The sequence below is a fragment of the Streptomyces sp. NPDC015125 genome, from assembly GCF_043080045.1.
Lineage (GTDB): Bacteria > Actinomycetota > Actinomycetes > Streptomycetales > Streptomycetaceae > Streptomyces.
Genome location: NZ_JBIBVF010000026.1, coordinates 26,213 through 44,174, shown reverse-complemented (window position 1 = coordinate 44,174; position 17,962 = coordinate 26,213). Strand labels below are relative to the sequence as shown.

The window sequence follows — 17,962 nt, the reverse complement described above, 5'->3', positions numbered from 1 at the left end:
AGGGGGCAGGCTATCTCGCGGCACCCTCGCCAGGGCCGACCCGGACGCGGCCGGTCCCGCGCGGCGTGACGTTTCAGCACCGTATCGGCACCGTGGCAACCGCCACAGGAAGACTCCGCCACAACGGCGAGCGGCCACGGCGCAGGCACCCGGTGGTGCCGAACCGGCCGCGCCCCCGCGTGAGCCGGGGCGAGGGCGTCAGCGCCCCCGCAGCCGCCGCACCAGAATGCTGGCGTCGCCGCGCGACTCCAGGTCGGCGAGGACGACGGCGACCGCCTCGCGGACGATCCGGCCGCGGTCGACGGCGAGGCCGTGCTCGCCGCGCAGCACCAGCCGCGCATGTTCGAGGTCCATGAGCTCCTCGGCGGAGACATAGACGGTGATCTTCTCGTCGTGCCGCTCCCGGCCGCTGGGGCGACGGTTGGCACCGCGGGAGCCACCGCGCCGGCGGCCCTGTCCTCCGGCCTGCGCCGCCGCGGCGGCCGCGTCGGAACCTGCCTGGCCGCCCTGGCCCGCCTGGGCCCGGTGGCCCTTGGCGGCGTCGGCGTCGCCCTCCCGGCCGCTGTGCTCGGCCGGGGGGCCGACGGCGGGCACCCGGGGCGGGGTGGCCGGTCCGCCGTCACCGGCCGTCGCCGCCGGGGCGTCCCAACCTCCGGCCCCGGACCGTCGCTGCCGTACCGCGGTGGCCGTCTCCGGCCCCTCCTCCGCCGTATCGGGCTCGCCGGCCGGTGCGGGTACCCGGGGCGCCTCGCCGCCGGCCGTGGAGCCGTTCGCCGAGCGGCGGGGGCTGGAGGGCTGCAGCCCCCCTCCCCCGGTGGTGCGGAACAGTTCGTCGGCTCCCGGAAGACTCACTCGGCGTGACACCGGGCGAGCACCTCCCTGGCGAGCTGGCGATAGGCGGCGGCGCCGACGGAGTTGGAGGCGTAGGTGGTGATCGGCTCGCCCGCGACGGTGGTCTCGGGGAAGCGGACCGTACGGCCGATGACGGTGTGGTAGACGTGATCGTCGAAGGCCTCGACGACACGCGCCAGGACCTCGCGGCTGTGCACCGTGCGGGAGTCGTACATCGTCGCCAGGATGCCGTCCAGCTCCAGCTCGGGGTTGAGCCGTTCCTGGACCTTTTCGATCGTCTCGGTGAGCAGCGCGACACCGCGCAGCGCGAAGAACTCGCACTCCAGCGGCACGATGACCTTGTGAGCCGCCGTCAGGGCGTTGACGGTGAGCAGACCGAGGGAGGGCTGGCAGTCGATGACGATGTAGTCGTAGTCGGCCAGCAGCGGCTTCAGGGCGCGCTGCAGGGTCGACTCGCGCGCGACCTCGCTGACCAACTGCACCTCGGCAGCTGACAAATCGATATTGCTGGGCAGCAGGTCCATGTTGGGAACCGCGGTCTTCAGGAGCACCTCGTCGGCCGCCATGCCCCGCTCCATGAGCAGGTTGTAGACCGTCAGATCGAGCTCCATCGGGTTGACGCCGAGTCCGACCGACAGGGCACCCTGCGGGTCGAAGTCGACGAGCAGCACCCGTCGTCCGTATTCGGCAAGTGCGGCACCCAGGTTGATGGTCGAGGTGGTCTTGCCGACCCCGCCCTTCTGGTTGCACATGGCGATGATTTTGGCGGGGCCGTGGTCGGACAGCGGTCCCGGGATGGGGAAATAGGGAAGCGGGCGTCCGGTCGGGCCGACGCGTTCCCGGCGCTGGCGCGCGGCGTCCGGCGCGAGCGTCGCGGCATATTCGGGGTCGGGCTCGTACTCCGCGTCCGGATCGTAGAAGTGCCCCTGGGGCAGGTCGTCGTAGTCGGCGAGACGGGCGGGTTCTCCACTGCCCCGGTCGCCGGCCATGGCGTTCACGTGATGGCCGTCCATGCTCTGGTGGGCTGTCGTGGAAATGCTCTGCTGGGCTGCGAAGGTGTGGACCGCAACGGAGCCGACAGCCTCGCGCCCCGAGGGACCGTGGCCCCGTGCAACCGCTCCTGGTTGACCACCTCCGGGAGAAAATGTCGACTCATTCACAAGTCGTCTTACCTCCTTGGATGTGACCAGGAAACTTTATCGATAGGTCAGCGTGGCACCATGCCGACGGTTGGCGACTCTATGGCGTGTCGGGCGTCCGCAGCAACACAATCCACCGGACCCGGCACGATGTGTCGGTAACCGGACCCCCGATGTCAAGGGCGCAAGTGACGTCGGACCGAAGTTTCAGGGGTGCGCGAAACGGCTAAAGGGTCACGTTCGCGGCGAGTTGGGGGCCGACGTTCCGGAACAAGGCGTTCCGCACGCCACGCATGCAACCGGCCGGGCCTTGTCGACAAGGCCCGGCCGGATATACAGCGTTGACGCGCGTCGTTGACGTCTCAGCCGAGGAGGGTGCGCAGTTCGACGTGCTCCAGGCCGTGCGCCTCGGCGACGGGACCGTAGACCACCTTGCCGTCGTGCGTGTTCAGGCCCTTGGCCAGCGCCGGGTCACGGCGCAGCGCCTCGACCCAGCCGCGGTTCGCCAGCTCCACGATGTAGGGCAGCGTGGCGTTGGTGAGCGCGTGGGTGGAGGTGTTCGGGACCGCGCCGGGCATGTTGGCGACGCAGTAGAAGACCGAGTTGTGGACCGCGAAGGTCGGCTCGGCGTGCGTGGTGGGACGGGAGTCCTCGAAGCAGCCGCCCTGGTCGATCGCGATGTCGACAAGAACACTTCCGGGCTTCATCTTGGCGACGAGCTCGTTGGTGACCAGCTTCGGCGCCTTGGCGCCGGGGATCAGGACGGCACCGACGACGAGGTCGGCCTCGACGACGGCCTTCTCCAGCTCGTAGGCGTTGGAGACGATCGTCTGCACCTTGGTGCCGAAGATCTTGTCGGCCTCGCGGAGCTTGTTGATGTCCTTGTCGAGCAGGGTGACGTGGAAGCCGAGGCCCACGGCGATCTGCAGCGCGTTCCAGCCGGAGACGCCACCGCCGATGATGACGGCCTTGCCCGCGTGGACACCGGGGACGCCGCCGGGCAGCACACCGCGGCCGCCGGCCTGGCGCATCAGGTGGTAGGCGCCGACCTGCGGGGCGATCCGGCCCGCGACCTCGGACATCGGGGCGAGCAGCGGCAGCTGGCGGCCGGCCGTCTCGACGGTCTCGTAGGCGATCGCGGTGGTGCCGGACTCCAGCAGCGCGTCGGTGCACTCCCGCGAGGCGGCCAGGTGCAGGTAGGTGAAGAGCGTCTGGTCCTTGCGGAGGCGGTGGTACTCCTCCGCGATCGGCTCCTTGACCTTCAGCAGCAGGTCAGCGGTGCCCCAGACCTCATCGGCGGTGTCCAGGATGGAGGCACCGGCGGAGACGTACTCCTCATTCGTGATGGAGGAGCCGGCGCCGGCGTCCTTCTCGATGAAGACCTGGTGGCCGTGGCGGACGAGTTCGTTGACTCCGGCGGGCGTGATAGCCACGCGGAACTCGTTGTTCTTGACCTCGCGGGGGATGCCGACCTTCACGTCGATCACGGTCCTTGAAAGAGAGGGTGCAGAAGGAATTATCCCCTCATGCGGTGCATGACGGAACTGACCGCGCTGAACGCGGCCCGGCCAGTCTATTGAAGGAGCTCTCGTTGTCTAGCCTTGCAAAGCATTAATTCTTGCGAGAAGCACCACCGATTTCGCAGGTCACTCGGAGTGATCTTCGAGGAGTCGCTCCCCCACGGCCCGATGGAGCCGTGCCGCGGCCGGATCTCCGAGCCGCTCGAGGGTGTCCGCAATCCGTAGTTGCAGTGCCGCCTCCAGTCGTCCGTCGCCCGCTTTCCGGGCGATGCCGAGGGCTTCGAGACAGGTCCGCAGCGCCTCCTCGGGCCGCCCCGCGTACTCCTGCACCCGGGCCACCTCACCCGTCGCCCGCGCCTGGCCGGCCACATCGCCGGTCCTGCGGTACGTCCCGACCGCCGCCCGCCACGCCTTGAGCGCCTCGCCCCACCGGCCCGCGTAGGTGTGCGCCCCGCCGATCCGGCCCTGCAGCCGTGCCGCGTCCCCGCTCTCGCCGCGGGCCAGCCGCAGCTCCAGCGCCCGGCCGTACCAGTCGGCGGCCCGCTGCCAGTCGCCCAGCGTGAGGTACGTACCACCCAGCGACTCCAGCGCCCGGCCGGTCGCCACCGGGTCCTGCACCGAGCGGGCGGCCTCCAGCGCACCCCGGTAGCGGGTGAGCGCCTGAGCGGTGCGGCCCGCCTGCCCGTCCAGGTCCGCGAGGTTCAGCAGGGCGGCGGACTTCTCCCGCGGCAGCTCGCGCCGCTCGGCGACCTGGAGCACGAGTCCGTGCAGCGCATAGAGGTCCGGCGCGGCGGCCTCGGGGCCCTGGTACGCGAGCAGCGTGCGGGTCAGCGCGGCCATCAACCGGCGGTCCAGGGTGTCGAGTTCGCCGTCCGCGACGGCGATGCCGGCGGCGTCGAGGAGCGCACCACGGCGGCTGTGCAGCCAGTGCGCGGCAGCGGCCTTCGAGGAGAAGCGCAGCGAGCGCGGCAGCCCGTCGACCTTCTGCCGCGCGGGGGAATCGGCCGGCTCGGCCATCGCCCGGCAGGACTGGAGCAGCCGCACGGTCCGCTCCAGCATCCGGGCGCGGGCCAGTTGGACATCGGCCGGACGCTCGTGTTCCCGGAGCAGTTCGCGCGCCAGCGGGGCGAGGCAGCCGGGCAGCCGGAACTGCGGGCGCAGGGCCGGGTCGGGCGCGCCGGCGCCGGTGCCGGCGCCGACGCCGGCGGCTCCGTCGTCCTCGGCGCCGACCGGCCGCAGCAGGCCCAGCGCGGTGAAGTCGCCCAGCGTCGTGGCGGCCGCCGCCACCGAGCAGCCGGCCAGGGCGGAGGCGATATGGGCGTCCACCAGACCGGCCGGCGCCAGCGTGATCAGCCGCAGTATGCGGGCGGCGGGCGGCGGCAGGGCGTCATGGACGAGTCGGAAGGCGCGGAACAGCGGGCGGGCGCCGGTGGGCAGGTCCTCGGGCAGCGGGACGGCGTGCAGCGCCTGGTACAGATCGGCGACCGAGGACATGGGGCGGGCGGCGAGCCAGGCACCGGCCAGCACCAGCGCGGCGGGCTGGCCGCCGCACTCCTCGGCGACGCTGTCGGCGGTGCGCGGGTCGACGGTGATCCGGGTCGGACCGGCGTACCGGCTGAGCATCTCGACACCGGCCGCGCTGTCCAGGCCGCCCAGGGCACACGGCCGGACGTCCGGAATGCCGGTCAGCGGCCCCTGCGAGACCACCACGACCAGGCAGTCGGGGGCGTCCGGGAGCAGCGGTTCGACCTGTTCCGCGCCCGGTGCGTCGTCCAGGAAGAGCAGTGCACGACGCCCGGCGAGGGCCGCGCGCAGCTGCTCGGTGAGCTCGTCCTCGGCGGCGCCCGGCGGAGCGTCGAGGCCGAGTGCGGCCAGCAGCTCCCGCGCGGTGCGGCCGGTACCGGCCGGATCGCCGCCCGGCCCGGTCAGCGTGGCCCGCAGCACCCCGTCGGGGTGGCCGTCCGCCAGCTCGCGCAGCAGCTCCTCGGCCAGGGCCGTACGTCCGGAGCCGGGGCGGCCGGCGATCAGCAGCACCCGGCTGCGGGCGCCCTTGCGGCCGGAGAGGGTGTCCAGGCCGGCCCGGGCGATATCGGCGTGCAGCGCCTTGAGCTCGCGGCGGCGTCCGGCGAACCCGCCGGCGGCGGGGGCGGTGGCGGCCGCACGGGCGGCGGGGCGGGCGGTGGCACCGTCCCTGCGGGTTCCCGGCGCCCGCTGTCCGGGTGCCGCCGTGGCCGGCCCGTCCGCCATCTCCGGCGGGAGGTGCCCCCCGCCCACCGCCTGATCCGTCACCGGTCACGCTCCCGTCCACCTGCGCGTACGTGTCCGCCGCCGGGACGGAACGCTGCCGAGCGTAGTTCACGGGCCGTCACCTCCCCTGCAGAGCAGGGCGGTTGCGTCACCCGATCGGATCGGTAGATCATCCGACCGGCTCGTGGCGGGACGGCGGCGGACTTCGGCGGCTCAGGCCTCGAAGGGGCGGGCCGGCCACGGGGCATCGGCCGGCCGCAGCGCGTCCAGGCCCTCGCCGCCCTGGGCGGCGGTCAGCGCCAGCGCCCCCACGACGAGGCAGTTGTTGTGCAGATCACCGGCGAGTACCCGACCGACCAGCTCGGCCTGCGGCACCCGTGCCAGCTCCATGTCGGCCTCCTCCTCGGAGACCTCGAACCGCTCCCCCTCGGCCTCGGACAGACCACGGGCGAGGAAGATCCGTACGGCCTCGTCGCAGCCGCCGGGCGTGGTGTAGACATCGGTCAGCACCCGCCAGTCCGCGGCCTTGACGTGCGCCTCCTCGTACAGCTCGCGCTGCGCGGCGTGCAACGGGTTCTCACCGGGGACGTCGAGCAGCCCGGCGGGGATCTCCCACAGCCTCTGGCGTACGGGGTGGCGGTACTGGCGCAGCACCAGCACCCGGCCCTCGTCGTCGAGGGCGAGGACGGCAACCGAGCCGGGGTGGACCTGGTAGTCACGGGTGACGGTGGAGCCGTCCGGCATCACGACCTCGTCGGTGCGCACGCTGGTCTTGTTCCCGGTGAACGGCGTCGTGGTCGCGGTGACCGTCCACTCCTCCGGGGTGTCCTTGATCGCCATGGCACGTCCTCCTGTGTGTCGCCTGTACCAACGCAGAAACCGGGGCACGACCTCGAAGAGGCCGTACCCCGGCAACCGTATCCGCCGCGGTGTCCCTTACTTCGCGGTGCCCGTCTTGCGCGCGACCGCGGCCTTCACCAGTCCGGCGAAGAGCGGGTGCGGGCGGGTCGGGCGGGAGCGCAGCTCCGGGTGCGCCTGGGTGGCGACGAGGTAGGGGTGCATCTCGCGCGGGTACTCGACGTACTCGACGAGCTTGTTGTCCGGGGAGGTGCCGGAGAACTGCAGCCCGGCCTTCTTCTCCAGCTCGCCGCGGTAGGCGTTGTTGACCTCGTAGCGGTGGCGGTGGCGCTCCTCGACGTACGGCTGGTCGTCGTAGACCTCGCGGACGATGGAGCCCTCGGCGAGCTTGGCCGGGTACATACCCAGCCGCATCGTGCCGCCCATATCGCCCTCACCTGCGACGATGTCCATCTGCTCGGCCATGGTGGAGATCACCGGGTCGGCCGCGGCCGGGTCGAACTCGGTGGAGTTCGCGCCCTCGATGCCGGCCAGGTTGCGGGCCGCCTCGATGACCACGCACTGCAGGCCCAGGCACAGGCCGAGCAGCGGGAGCTTGTTCTCCCGGGCGTAGGTGATCGCGCCGACCTTGCCGTCCACACCGCGGTCGCCGAAGCCGCCGGGGATGCAGACGGCGTCGCAGTCGGCGAGCTGCTCGGCGGCGCCGGCCTGGGTCTTGCAGTCGTCGGAGGTGACCCACTTCAGCTTCACGCGGGTCTTGTTCGCGAAGCCGCCGGCCCGCAGCGCCTCGGTGACCGAGAGGTAGGCGTCCGGCAGGTCGATGTACTTGCCGACCAGCGCGACCTTGACCTCGTGGTCGGGGTTGTGGACGCGGTCGAGCAGATCCGCCCACTGGGTCCAGTCGACATCGCGGAACGGCAGGTCCAGCTTGCGCACGATGAAGGCGTCCAGGCCCTCGGCGTGCACGACCTTGGGGATGTCGTAGATCGACGGCGCGTCCGGGCAGGCGATGACCGCGGCCTCGTCGACGTCGCACATCAGCGAGATCTTGCGCTTGATCGCGGTCGGGACCTCGCGGTCGGCACGCAGCACGATCGCGTCGGGCTGGATACCGATGTTGCGCAGCGCCGCGACCGAGTGCTGGGTCGGCTTGGTCTTCAGCTCACCGGAGGGGCCGATGTAGGGGAGCAGCGAGATGTGCACGACGAAGACGTTGTCCCGGCCGACCTCGTGGCGGACCTGGCGGACCGTCTCCAGGAACGGCAGCGACTCGATGTCGCCGACGGTGCCGCCGACCTCGGTGATGACGACGTCGACGTCCTCGGTCGCCATCCGCCGGATGCGGTGCTTGATCTCGTTGGTGATGTGCGGGATGACCTGCACGGTGTCACCGAGGTACTCGCCGCGCCGCTCCTTGGCGATCACGGTGTTGTAGACCTGGCCGGTGGTGACGTTCGCGGAGCCGTCGAGGTCGACGTCCAGGAAGCGCTCGTAGTGACCGATGTCCAGGTCGGTCTCGGCGCCGTCGTTGGTGACGAAGACCTCACCGTGCTGGAACGGGTTCATCGTTCCCGGGTCGACGTTCAGGTACGGGTCGAGCTTCTGCATCGTGACCCGCAGGCCCCGCGCCTTGAGGAGAGCACCCAGGCTGGAGGCGGTCAGCCCCTTGCCCAGCGAGGAGGCGACGCCCCCGGTGACGAAGAGGTGCTTGGTCGTCGTGGATTTGGGCGGCATGGCCAAGAGGGAACTCCCGTGGTCGCGAGGTGGAGAGGTGCGAAGCGGCGTGGGGCCTGGGATTCAGGTGCCGTCGCTGCGGTTCGGGGGTGCCGTGACTTCTGCCGTGACATCTATCTGCGTCCCACCGGTCCACGGGGTACCAGGCTATCAGCGACCGGGCATGGTCGTGTCCGGCCACACATGGGAACCTGGCGGTGGCGGTTCCGGATGACGCTGTCACGTGACGGAGGCCACCCATTTGGACCGCTTCACTCGTCGCGAGGGGCGCGCGGATCACCCACGTGCGTCGTATCCTGCTCGGACACTCGCAACGAGCCGTCCGGGAAGGCACCACCCTCCCCCAGCTACCGCTGGGCGGTGCCCCCAGCCCGAATTTCCGGTCCCGCTGCTCGGCGACGTTTCATGGGCAGGACGGACAGATCACAACGTCCCATGGGGGGCGTGACTCCAGTTCGACGGGAGATGCACGTGGCCGGGCGCATCGAGGACTACGCACTTATCGGCGATATGCAAACCGCCGCTCTAGTGTGCAGGGACGGCACGGTCGACTGGCTGTGCCTGCCCCGCTTCGACTCCCCGGCGGTCTTTGCAGGGCTGCTGGGCACGGAGGAGCACGGATTCTGGCGGATGGGGCCGGTCAACGGCCCCGGGGGGCGGCCCGCACCGGCCGACCGCCGGCGCTATCGGGGCGATTCGCTCGTCCTGGAATCGGAGTGGGACACCCCGCGCGGTACCGTCCGGGTGATCGACTTCATGCCCCCGCGCGATGGCGCGCCGCAGCTGATCCGCATCGTGGAGGGCGTCAGCGGCCGCGTCCCGATGCGCTCCGAGCTGCGGATGCGGTTCTCCTACGGCTGGGTCGTGCCCTGGGTGCACAAGGTCGACGACCGTACGGTCGCGGTCGCGGGCCCCGATTCGGTGTGGCTGGACACCGCGGCGGAGACGTACGGCAAGGACCTGACGACGTACTCCGACTTCACCGTCTCGCCGGGTGAGCGGATCGCGTTCACGATCAGCTGGGAGCCGTCCCACAAGCCGCCGCCGGCCGTGGCGGAGCCCGAGGCGTCGCTGGAGGCGACCGAGGAGTTCTGGCGCGAGTGGGTCGAGCACTGCACGTACCACGGCCCCTACCGCGATGCGGTGGTGCGCTCGCTGATCACGCTCAAGGCGCTGACGTACGCGCCGACCGGCGGGATCGTGGCGGCGCCGACCACCTCGCTGCCGGAGTGCATCGGCGGCGTGCGCAACTGGGACTACCGCTTCACCTGGCTGCGGGACGCCGCGATCACCCTGTCCTCCCTGCTGCGCACCGGCTACCGCGAAGAGGCGCGGGCCTGGCGGGAGTGGCTGCTGCGGGCGGTGGCCGGCGATCCGGAGAACCTGCAGATCATGTACGGCATCGCCGGTGAGCGCGAACTGGGCGAGAACGACCTCACTTGGCTTCCCGGCTACGAGAATTCCCGTCCGGTGCGGGTCGGCAACGGTGCCGCCGGACAGCTCCAGCTCGATGTGTACGGCGAGGTCACCGAGGCGCTGCACCTGGCGCACATGACGGGCCTGGCGCGCAACGACTACGCCTCGCTGCTCCAGCTCAAGCTGATCCAGTGGGTGGAGAAGCACTGGGACGAGCCGGACGAGGGGATCTGGGAGGTCCGCGGCCCGCGCCGGCACTTCGTGCACTCCAAGGTCATGACCTGGGTCGCGGTCGACCGCACGGTCAAGCTGATCGAGGCCGGGGACGTCGACGGGCCGCTGGAGCGCTGGAAGGACCTGCGCGAGACGATCCACCGGGACGTCTGCGAGAACGGGTACGACAAGGAGCGCAACACCTTCACCCAGTCCTACGGCTCGCAGGAGCTGGACGCCTCGCTGCTGCTGATCCCGCAGATGGGCTTCCTGCCGCCGGACGACAAGCGCGTCATCGGCACCATCGAGGCGATCCAGCGGGAGCTGTCCACCGAGGACGGCTTCGTGCTGCGCTACCCGACGTCCGGTGCGGACGATCTCGGGGTGGACGGTCTGGAGGGTGAGGAGGGCGCCTTCCTGGCGTGTTCGTTCTGGCTCGCCGACGACCTCGCGATGATCGGCCGGGTGGACGAGGCCCGCAAGCTCTTCGAGAAGCTGCTCTCGCTCCGCAACGACCTGGGGCTGCTCGCGGAGGAGTGGGACCCCAAGGCACAGCGGCAGGTGGGCAACTTCCCGCAGGCGTTCAGCCATGTTCCGCTGATCGACACGGCACTGCGGTTGACCGCCAGCGGGGCCTACGGAGGTTAGCGCCTCCTTCGGGGCGCCAACCTCCCGGCGTTCCGTGGTGCCGTCCGGCTTTCGGACGGCACCTTTCTTTGTCAGAAGGGGGTCAGGGTGAGGGTGATCTCCTTCGGGACGCCGTCCTCGATGTAGGAGGCGAAGCCGCCGACGTCGTCGAAGGCGAAGCCGTACGCCTTGCCGTCCTGCGTCGCGGCGTGCATGGCCTTGGCGTAGTGATGGGTCCGTTGCTGCCGGTAGAAGGCGGCCGGGTCGGTGGTGGGCTGGTGTGCCTCCGAGGCGAGGGTGGAGCGGTTGAGCGCGGCGCCCAGGATGGCGGCGACCGGGCCGAGGGTCCCGTCGTTCGGGGCCGCGAGGGTGCCGTCGCAGAACAGGACATCGCGGGTGGACGGCTTGTCGAAGGAGACCGTCTTGGTGGGGGCACTCCCCCCGCTACCGCTGGGGGCACTCCCACCCTGGCTCTTCATGCCTTGGGGGACGGTGAAGGTGAGCTTTCCGCCGCTGACCCGGCCGGTGAAGGTGCCCGCGTTGGTGGTCACGGACAGGTCCTTGCCCTCATAGGCGGACCAGGCCTCGTCGACGGCCGGGGCGAAGTAGTCCTTGGCGAACAGCCCGCCGTCCAGGCCGTGGCCGGGGGCGATCACCCGCTTGTCGTCGATGACCAGGCGGTCGAAGCCGTCTGCGGCCTTGACGTCGGAGAAGATCTTGGCGCGGGCGCCTTCCTTGAGCGTGCCCGTGGTCTGCTCCTTGGCCCCGGTGAGCTTGATCGCGAGCGGGACGCTGAACATGTCGACCATGGTGGTGTTGCAGAACATCCCGCCGGAGTTGTAGGTGAACTCGGCGCAGTCGTGCAGCACGTCGTAGTTGGGGTCGCCGGAGACCCAGCCCGCCGGGTAGGCGAGCGCGGCCTTGCCGTTGCCGTCCTGGACCGCCTTGAACTTCAGCTTGGCGCCCAGCGCGGTGTAGATCCGGCCGGACAGGTACGGCAGCTGGAGGGTCGTGGTGCCGCTCGCGGCGAGCGGGATGGCGTAGTCGGTGAAACCGTCCGAGCCGTTGTCGGCGACCGCGACGGGCTTGAGTTCGCCGTCCGGAGTGACGTGCACCTGCTGGGTGCCGTCGTTGCCGACGATATAGATCCAGACGGAGGAGTTGGCGTAGGCACCGGAGTTGTTGACGAGGTGCAGGGGCATCCCCGCGGCGGCCCGGCCGGTGCGGGCGGACCCGCGGGCGGGGGCGGGGGCGCCGATGGCGCTGCCCGCCAGGGCGATTCCGGAGGCGGTGGCGGCCCCGGCGGCGAGGCCGCCGAGCAGGCTGCGGCGCGTGATCACGAGGCGGCTCCTTGCGGGGCGGGGGCCGTCTCCTCGGTGGGGGCCGTCGGGAGGGGGAAGGCACAGGCGGTGGTCGTGGCGGTGGGGGCGGTGGCGGTGGCGGTGGTGACGAGTGCGGTGCGCACGGCGAAGAGCGGAGCTTCTGCCCGCTTCTGTCGCTTTGCCCTCGCTTGTACACCGGACTTCCCGGGCCGATATCTCATGCTCATGACACTCTTTCCGGCAGTGGGGGGTGGGGAGTTCCTTGGGGCCATCCAGCGTGAGAGCGCTCTCATATCGTGCGCAGTGAACCCTGCCGACTCGACGGGACACCGTCAAGTCACCGTGGGAAAAAAGGAGTTGAAAGAGTGGAAGGAGTGGAGGGGAGTGGAAGGGAGTGGCAGGTGGCTGAGCCGAACGGTCCGGGGCCGCGCCCGACGCTGGAGGCGGTCGCCGCGCTCGCCGGGGTCTCCCGCGCCACGGTTTCCCGCGTGGTCAACGGCGGTGCGGGTGTACGGGCCGCGGTCCGGGAACGGGTCCGCGAGGCGGTGACCGCGCTGGGCTACGTACCGAACAGCGCGGCCCGCTCCCTGGTCACCCGCCGCACGGGAGCGGTCGCCGTGGTCATCGCGGAGCCCGAGGCCAGGGTCTTCAGCGATCCGTTCTTCGGACGCCAACTGCGGGGCATCAGCCGCGAACTGGCCGCGGCCGACACCCAGCTCCTGTTGATGTTCGTCGAGCAGCGCGCCGACTACGACCGCATCGGCCGCTATCTGTCGGCCGGGCATGTCGACGGCGCGCTGATGTTCTCGCTGCACCGCGACGACCCCCTGCCGGCCATGGCCGAGCGCGCCGGACTGCCCACCGTCTACGGCGGCCGGCCCGGCTGGGCGGGCGCCGACCGCGCGCCGCGGCCGTTGTACGTCGACACCGACAACCGCGGCGGTGCCCGCCAGGCCGTACACCATCTCCTCGGCCGTGGTTGCCGCCGGATCGCCGTGATCACCGGGCCGCTCGACCAGACGTCCGCGGTGGACCGTCTCGACGGCTACCGCGATGCGCTCGGTACACCGGAGCCGGACCCGCGGCTGATCGCGGACGGCGGCTTCACGGCGCAGGGCGGCGAGCGGGCCATGGCCGAGCTCCTCGATGCCGTACCGGACCTGGACGCCGTCTTCGTCTGCTCCGACCTGATGGCGAACGGCGCGCTGCGCACACTCCGGGCCCGTGGGCGGCGGGTCCCGGACGATGTGGCGGTGGTCGGCTACGACGATCTGGAGCCGGCGGCCTGGGCGGATCCACCGCTGACCACGGTGCGGCAGGACGTGGAGGAGATGGGGCGGCTGATGGCCCGGTTGCTGCTGCGAGTGCTGGATCCGCGCAGGTCCGAGGGGGCGGCGGCGGACGGGGTGGACCGGGCAGACAGGGCAGGCGGGGCGGACAGAGCGGACGGGACGGACAGGGCGCCGGGAGGGGAGCATGCGCCGGGGGCCGGTCCGGCGGAACTCGCGCCGGTGATCACTGGGGCGCGGCTGGTGGTGCGGGAGTCGGCATGAGGGCGGTGGGGGCGGGGCGGGCCTGATCTGCGGCCGCGCCCCTGCCCTGCCCCCGTGCGGGGCGGCGCTGCTGCCCGGGCACGCAGTTCCGCACCCGGGTGGTGCGGCACCGCCGCCCGGACCACGCAGCTCCGCACCGCGGAATACGGGTACCGTTCCAGGTCATGGGGCCGGAAGCGAAGATCGAAGCCGAGATCACGGTACGCAGGGCACTGGAGCTGCCCGCGCTGCGACGCGGTCTGCCGGAGGTCCTGGCCGGCGAGGACCGGCTGGACCGCCCGGTGCGCTGGGTGCACGCGGGCGAGGTCCCGCATATCGCCTCGCTGCTCAAGGGCGGCGAGCTGCTGCTGACCACCGGGCTCGGGCTGGGTGCCCGGCCGTCCGAACAGCGCGCCTTCATCCGTAAGCTCGCGGACCGCGAGATCGCCGCTCTCGTCGTGGAGCTGGGCTCCCGTTTCGCCTCCCTGCCGGCCGCACTGGTCGACGCCGCACGGGACTGCGGACTGCCGCTGATCCAGCTGCACCGCGAGGTCCCGTACGTCACGGTCACCGAAGCCATCCACACCGAGATCATCAACAGCCACTACGCGCTGCTGCGGCACGCCGACGAGATCCTGCGGCGCTGCACGGATGTGCTGCTGCGGGGCGGCGGCGCTCCCGAGGTGCTGCGGCTGCTGGCCGTCTTCACCGGCAACCCGCTCTGCCTGGAGGCCCCCGACGGCAGCCCGCTGTACGCGGCGGGCCCGGACGCCGACGACGGCCCGGCGGACGCCGACCCGCTGCTGGCCTGGGAGGGCCTGCGCGACACCGGCGTACGCATCGACGTTCCCGGCGGCGGCCATGGCCCCGACGCGGTCCGCGCCCGCCTCGTCCTGCTGCCCGTCAACGCCCCCTTGGCGCCGGTGCACCGGATCGCCGCCGAGCGCGCGGCCGACCTCCTCGCCGTCGTGATGCTCCAGTCCCGTCAGGAGGAGGTGCTCGCCGCCCGCGGCCGCGGCGACTTCCTGGCCGACCTGGCGGAGGGCCGGATCTCCGCCGCCGAGGCGCCCGGCCAGGCCCGCCTGCTGGGCTTCCGCCCCGGCACGGACCCCGTGCTCCCGGTGGTGATGCGGCTGCCCGCCGGCCTTCCCTCCCCCGGCAGCTGGGCGCTGCTCGCCCAGGCTCTGCGCGAGGAGCTCGCCGCCCCCGGGGTGGCCGTGCTCCTCGGCGTACGCCCCGTGGAGGGCCGGGTCCCGATGCTTGTCGCACAGCGCGCGGGCCAGGACCGCGAGGCGCTCGCCGACCGGATCGCCGACGCCCTGCGCGCCGGAGTCGTCCGCACGGGCCTGGACCGGCCGGCCGCACACCGGCCGGTGGTCGTGGTCGGTACACCGGGCGACTGGGCGGCCGCGGGCCCCGGCCTGCGGCATGCCACGGAGGCCGCGGCCGCCGCCCAGGGGCTGCCGGAAGCGCCCTGGTACGACGCGCGCCGCCTGGACATCGAGCTGCTGCTGTGGCGGATGCGCGAACACGGCGAGCAGGGGGTGCTCACCGACTTCGTGGAGCGCGCCATCGGGCCGCTGCTCGCCCATGACCGTGGTGCCCGTCAGCCGCTGCTGCCGACGCTGGAGGCCTATCTGGCCAGCGCGGGCCGCAAGGCGGAGACCGCCCGCGACCTGACGGTGAACCGGCAGACGCTGTACGACCGGCTGGCACGTATCGCTCAGCTGCTGGGCACGGACCTGGACGATCCGCAGACGGTCCTGGGCCTGCGCCTGGCTCTGCGTGCCAGGCGCCATACGGACAAGCCGTAACGGACGGCGGGCCCGGACGCGCGCCCGGCCGCGCCCGGCTGCCGCCATGCCTCGACGCCTCGACGCCTCGACGCCTCGACGCCTCGACCGCTACGACTACGCCGGCCGAACCGGCTGGGTCAATTCGTCGTAGACGCTGAGGACCTGGGTAACGGTGTCGTTCTCGCTGGGCCAGCCGGCGGCCTGGTCGCGGCCCGCCGCGGCGAGGGCATCCCGCCGTACCGGATCGGCAAGGAGCGTGAGCACCGTACGGGCCAGGGCAGCGGCATCGCCGTAACGCACCAGTTCCGCGGCGCGGCCGACCAGTTCGCGGGTGCCTCCGGTGTCGGTGGCGACCAGCGGCACCCCGGCGCGCAGCGCCTCCTGGGCGATCAGCGAGCGGGCCTCCCACCTGCTGGGCAGCACCACCAGGTCGGCGGCGGCGAGGAGTTCGGGCACATCGTCGCGGCGCCCGAGCAACTGGACGGGCAACTGCTCGGCGTCGATCCGCCGCTGCAGTGCCGCCCGCTGCTCGCCCTCCCCCGCGATGGCGACCAGCGGTTGCGGGTCGAGCGCGCACCAGGCGTGCGCCGCGTCCAGCAGGAGGTCATGCCCCTGGCTCGCATCAAGACGGCCGACCGCGAGCAGCAACGGGCGGTCCACCGCGCCCAGTTCGGCCCGCTCCTTGCGGCACGTCCGGTCGTGGTTCCCGAGCTCGGCAGGAGCGCCGCCTGACCGGGGGCGGGGAATCGCGACCGGGGCGAGCCGGGCATCACGCGCGCCCCGCTCGCGCGCCCGGTCCACGAGGTCGGAGCACGCTCCGAGAACGACGGCCGCCGCCCGCGCCACCCGCCGCTCCATCAGATGCACCAGCCCGGCCCGCGCGCCCTCGAGGTGCGCCTTGGTGTGCCAGGTGATGACCAGGGGAACCCGCCGCCCGCCCCGGGGGCCGCGCAGTCCGCGCAACGCCATCGAGGCGCGCAGCCCGGCCCGCAGACCGTGCGCATGCACGAGGTCCGCATCCCAGCAGGCGCTGCGCAGCGAGGCCACGCTCGCCGGATCCGTGCGCGGAGGGACATGTGCGAACCGCGCACCCGCACCGGTGAAGTCGTAGGCCTCCTCGGTTTCCGTCGTGGCGCAAACGGTCACCCGCACCCCGCGCGCGACGAGCCCTTCGGCCAGCGAGCGGACGTGCGCGGCGCTGCCGGCGCTGCCGTGCCCCAGCACCTGGACCGTGCGCAGCGGCGACAACCCGTGCACCGAGGTCGGGGTGCTGATCACGTGGTCGGGCTCCTGGGTCGGGGGCGGGACGGGCCGTACCGGCGAGTCGGTCCGTTTGCTGCGGGGTGCCGCGACGCGGACGAGCCGCCGCCCGCCTGCCCGGCGGACGGGTAGGACGGGGCGAGCACACCCGACACGAACGAGGCGAGCACGCCCGACAGGACGGGGTGGGCACGCCCGCGACTGCGCACCGCGCCCAGGATGCCAGCCCTGCGATGTCAATTCGGCACCGTCGGCCCGCCGTTCCGGTGGGAAGTCTCACCCCGGCACCCACCAGATCACCCACATGGGCGACAAACCGCCCGCGCGGATTAACGGCTCGTTCGAGTGAGTCCACTTCCTGGAGTGCGCCTGCGCCACGGTAGGGGGCGCTTACGCCGTCAGCCGGAGCACACGGGTGTTTGTCCGCATCGGGGGGGGCGGGGGGCGGGGCGGGCGCCCCCCCCCCCCCCCGCCCCCCCCGCCCCCCCCCCCCCCCGGCCCCCCCCGGGCCCGGGCCCCCCCGGCCGGGGCGGGGGCCCGGGCCCCCGCCGCCCCCCCCGCCGGCGGGTGGGGGGGGGGGGGGGGGGGGGGGGGGGGGGGGGGCCCCCCCCCCCCCCCCCCCCCCCCCCGGCCCCAGCGGCCTCAGACCGCCGCGGCCGCCCGGCTGACGCGGTCCCCCGCGGCCGCGGCGGCGACCAGTCCCACGGCGTGTGCGGCCAGTCCCCGGCGACCGTTGCCGGTGACGATGGCCAGGCCGAGCGCTGCGCCGAGGGCGTGCGCCCCGGAGTCCCCCATCATCGTGCGCTCCCCGAGGTCATCGCCGATGACGGCCGCCGCGGCCCCCATGGGCGCTGCGGACAGCGGGCCCGCCGGACCGCGGCGCAGCAGCCCGGGTGCTCCGATGGCCAGGACGGCGCCGGCCGCCCGGCCCGGCCGGACATCCAGAAGGTTCACCAGGTGGGCCGAGCCCGCGATCACCACACCGGCCAGGAGCTTGTCGGCCGGGCGCTCCTTGAGGAGAGCCCCCGCCGCGAGCCCCGCGGCGCCGATCCCGAACAGCTTCACGGCTCCGCTGGTGACTTCCTTGTCCCGGAGTGCCGAGAGGTGCGCCCGGAATCCGCGGCGGGGGTCATCGGCACCGAACACGTCGTCGTACGCCCCGCAGCCCCCGGCGGCCAGTACGGCCAGCGCCGTGGCGGTCCGGGTCCGGGCGGGCAGCCCCGGTGCGGTGGCGGCGGCGAGCGCGGTACCGGTGGCCGTGGCGAGCCCGGCGTGCAGGTTGACGATCCGGCCCGCGTAGTTCTTCCGCTCCCACCGGACGGCGCCACCCGGCGGCCGCTTCCGGAGCGCCGTATACGCGGCCCTGGTCGTCCCTGCCGCCCCCAGAAGTGCCGTGATCCGCCCCAGCACCCTGTTGCCTGCCCCCGCCACCATGTCACTCCCCTC

General features: G+C 72.6%; 13 protein-coding genes. 3 read left to right on the top strand and 10 right to left on the bottom strand.

The window, feature by feature from the left end:
• Window positions 1-198: 198 nt before the first annotated feature.
• The 6 genes from ACF088_RS35585 to ACF088_RS35560 all read right to left on the bottom strand — a co-directional run bounded on the left by ACF088_RS35585 (window position 199) and on the right by ACF088_RS35560 (window position 8,350).
• Entirely contained in the window at window positions 199-864 is a 666-nt protein-coding gene (locus ACF088_RS35585; protein WP_392380037.1) for a hypothetical protein, read from the bottom strand.
• Window positions 849-1,865 carry an AAA family ATPase gene (locus tag ACF088_RS35580; RefSeq protein ID WP_030990106.1) on the bottom strand — a complete coding sequence of 339 codons (1,017 nt, stop codon included), beginning with the start codon at window positions 1,863-1,865 and terminating at the stop codon, window positions 849-851. Before ACF088_RS35580 ends, ACF088_RS35585 begins: the two co-directional genes overlap by 16 nt.
• A 488-nt stretch (window positions 1,866-2,353) precedes the next feature.
• Window positions 2,354-3,469 carry an alanine dehydrogenase gene (gene ald, locus ACF088_RS35575; RefSeq protein ID WP_088801953.1) on the bottom strand — a complete coding sequence of 372 codons (1,116 nt, stop codon included), beginning with the start codon at window positions 3,467-3,469 and terminating at the stop codon, window positions 2,354-2,356.
• A 168-nt stretch (window positions 3,470-3,637) separates the two neighbouring features.
• Entirely contained in the window at window positions 3,638-5,800 is a 2,163-nt protein-coding gene (locus tag ACF088_RS35570; protein ID WP_392380036.1) for a tetratricopeptide repeat protein, read from the bottom strand.
• Window positions 5,801-5,971: 171 nt separating this feature from the next.
• The gene (locus ACF088_RS35565) at window positions 5,972-6,598 is read right to left on the bottom strand and encodes an NUDIX domain-containing protein (protein WP_392380035.1); all 627 of its coding nucleotides are present in this window, start codon (window positions 6,596-6,598) and stop codon (window positions 5,972-5,974) included.
• Window positions 6,599-6,694: 96 nt separating this feature from the next.
• Window positions 6,695-8,350: a CTP synthase gene (locus ACF088_RS35560; protein ID WP_392380034.1), complete on the bottom strand. Its 1,656-nt coding sequence runs from the start codon at window positions 8,348-8,350 to the stop codon at window positions 6,695-6,697.
• A 465-nt stretch (window positions 8,351-8,815) separates the two neighbouring features.
• On the opposite strand from ACF088_RS35560, the gene ACF088_RS35555 reads away from it, so the two are divergent.
• Window positions 8,816-10,627 (top strand): glycoside hydrolase family 15 protein, encoded by a 1,812-nt coding sequence (locus ACF088_RS35555; RefSeq protein WP_392380135.1) that lies wholly within the window; start codon window positions 8,816-8,818, stop codon window positions 10,625-10,627.
• Between the two features lie 71 nt (window positions 10,628-10,698).
• Here ACF088_RS35555 and ACF088_RS35550 read toward each other — a convergent pair whose 3' ends face one another.
• Together ACF088_RS35550 and ACF088_RS35545 are read right to left on the bottom strand one after the other, a co-directional pair.
• Entirely contained in the window at window positions 10,699-11,946 is a 1,248-nt protein-coding gene (locus tag ACF088_RS35550) for a beta-1,3-glucanase family protein (RefSeq protein ID WP_392380033.1), read from the bottom strand.
• Window positions 11,943-12,071 carry a hypothetical protein gene (locus ACF088_RS35545; protein ID WP_392380032.1) on the bottom strand — a complete coding sequence of 43 codons (129 nt, stop codon included), beginning with the start codon at window positions 12,069-12,071 and terminating at the stop codon, window positions 11,943-11,945. The genes ACF088_RS35550 and ACF088_RS35545 overlap by 4 nt, the downstream gene beginning before the upstream one ends.
• Before the next feature lie 258 nt (window positions 12,072-12,329).
• On the opposite strand from ACF088_RS35545, the gene ACF088_RS35540 reads away from it, so the two are divergent.
• Both ACF088_RS35540 and ACF088_RS35535 read left to right on the top strand, forming a co-directional pair.
• Complete coding sequence (locus ACF088_RS35540) at window positions 12,330-13,481, top strand: LacI family DNA-binding transcriptional regulator (protein WP_392380031.1); 1,152 nt, start codon at window positions 12,330-12,332, stop codon at window positions 13,479-13,481.
• 164 nt (window positions 13,482-13,645) lie between these two features.
• The gene (locus tag ACF088_RS35535) at window positions 13,646-15,274 is read left to right on the top strand and encodes a PucR family transcriptional regulator (protein ID WP_392380030.1); all 1,629 of its coding nucleotides are present in this window, start codon (window positions 13,646-13,648) and stop codon (window positions 15,272-15,274) included.
• A gap of 96 nt (window positions 15,275-15,370) precedes the next feature.
• On the opposite strand, the gene ACF088_RS35530 is transcribed toward ACF088_RS35535, so the two are convergent.
• Window positions 15,371-16,534 carry a glycosyltransferase family 4 protein gene (locus ACF088_RS35530; RefSeq protein ID WP_392380029.1) on the bottom strand — a complete coding sequence of 388 codons (1,164 nt, stop codon included), beginning with the start codon at window positions 16,532-16,534 and terminating at the stop codon, window positions 15,371-15,373.
• A gap of 624 nt (window positions 16,535-17,158) precedes the next feature.
• Window positions 17,159-17,950: a hypothetical protein gene (locus ACF088_RS35525; protein ID WP_392380028.1), complete on the bottom strand. Its 792-nt coding sequence runs from the start codon at window positions 17,948-17,950 to the stop codon at window positions 17,159-17,161.
• Window positions 17,951-17,962 lie beyond the last annotated feature (12 nt).

Excerpts from the sequence above, each read along its gene's own strand:
- ACF088_RS35580 (WP_030990106.1), bottom strand. The coding sequence starts at position 1,865 with ATGGACGGCCATCACGTGAACGCCATGGCCGGCGACCGGGGCAGTGGA.
- ACF088_RS35565 (WP_392380035.1), bottom strand. The coding sequence starts at position 6,598 with ATGGCGATCAAGGACACCCCGGAGGAGTGGACGGTCACCGCGACCACG.
- ACF088_RS35560 (WP_392380034.1), bottom strand. The coding sequence starts at position 8,350 with ATGCCGCCCAAATCCACGACGACCAAGCACCTCTTCGTCACCGGGGGC.
- ACF088_RS35555 (WP_392380135.1), top strand. The coding sequence starts at position 8,816 with ATGCACGTGGCCGGGCGCATCGAGGACTACGCACTTATCGGCGATATG.
- ACF088_RS35535 (WP_392380030.1), top strand. The coding sequence starts at position 13,646 with ATGGGGCCGGAAGCGAAGATCGAAGCCGAGATCACGGTACGCAGGGCA.
- ACF088_RS35525 (WP_392380028.1), bottom strand. The coding sequence starts at position 17,950 with ATGGTGGCGGGGGCAGGCAACAGGGTGCTGGGGCGGATCACGGCACTT.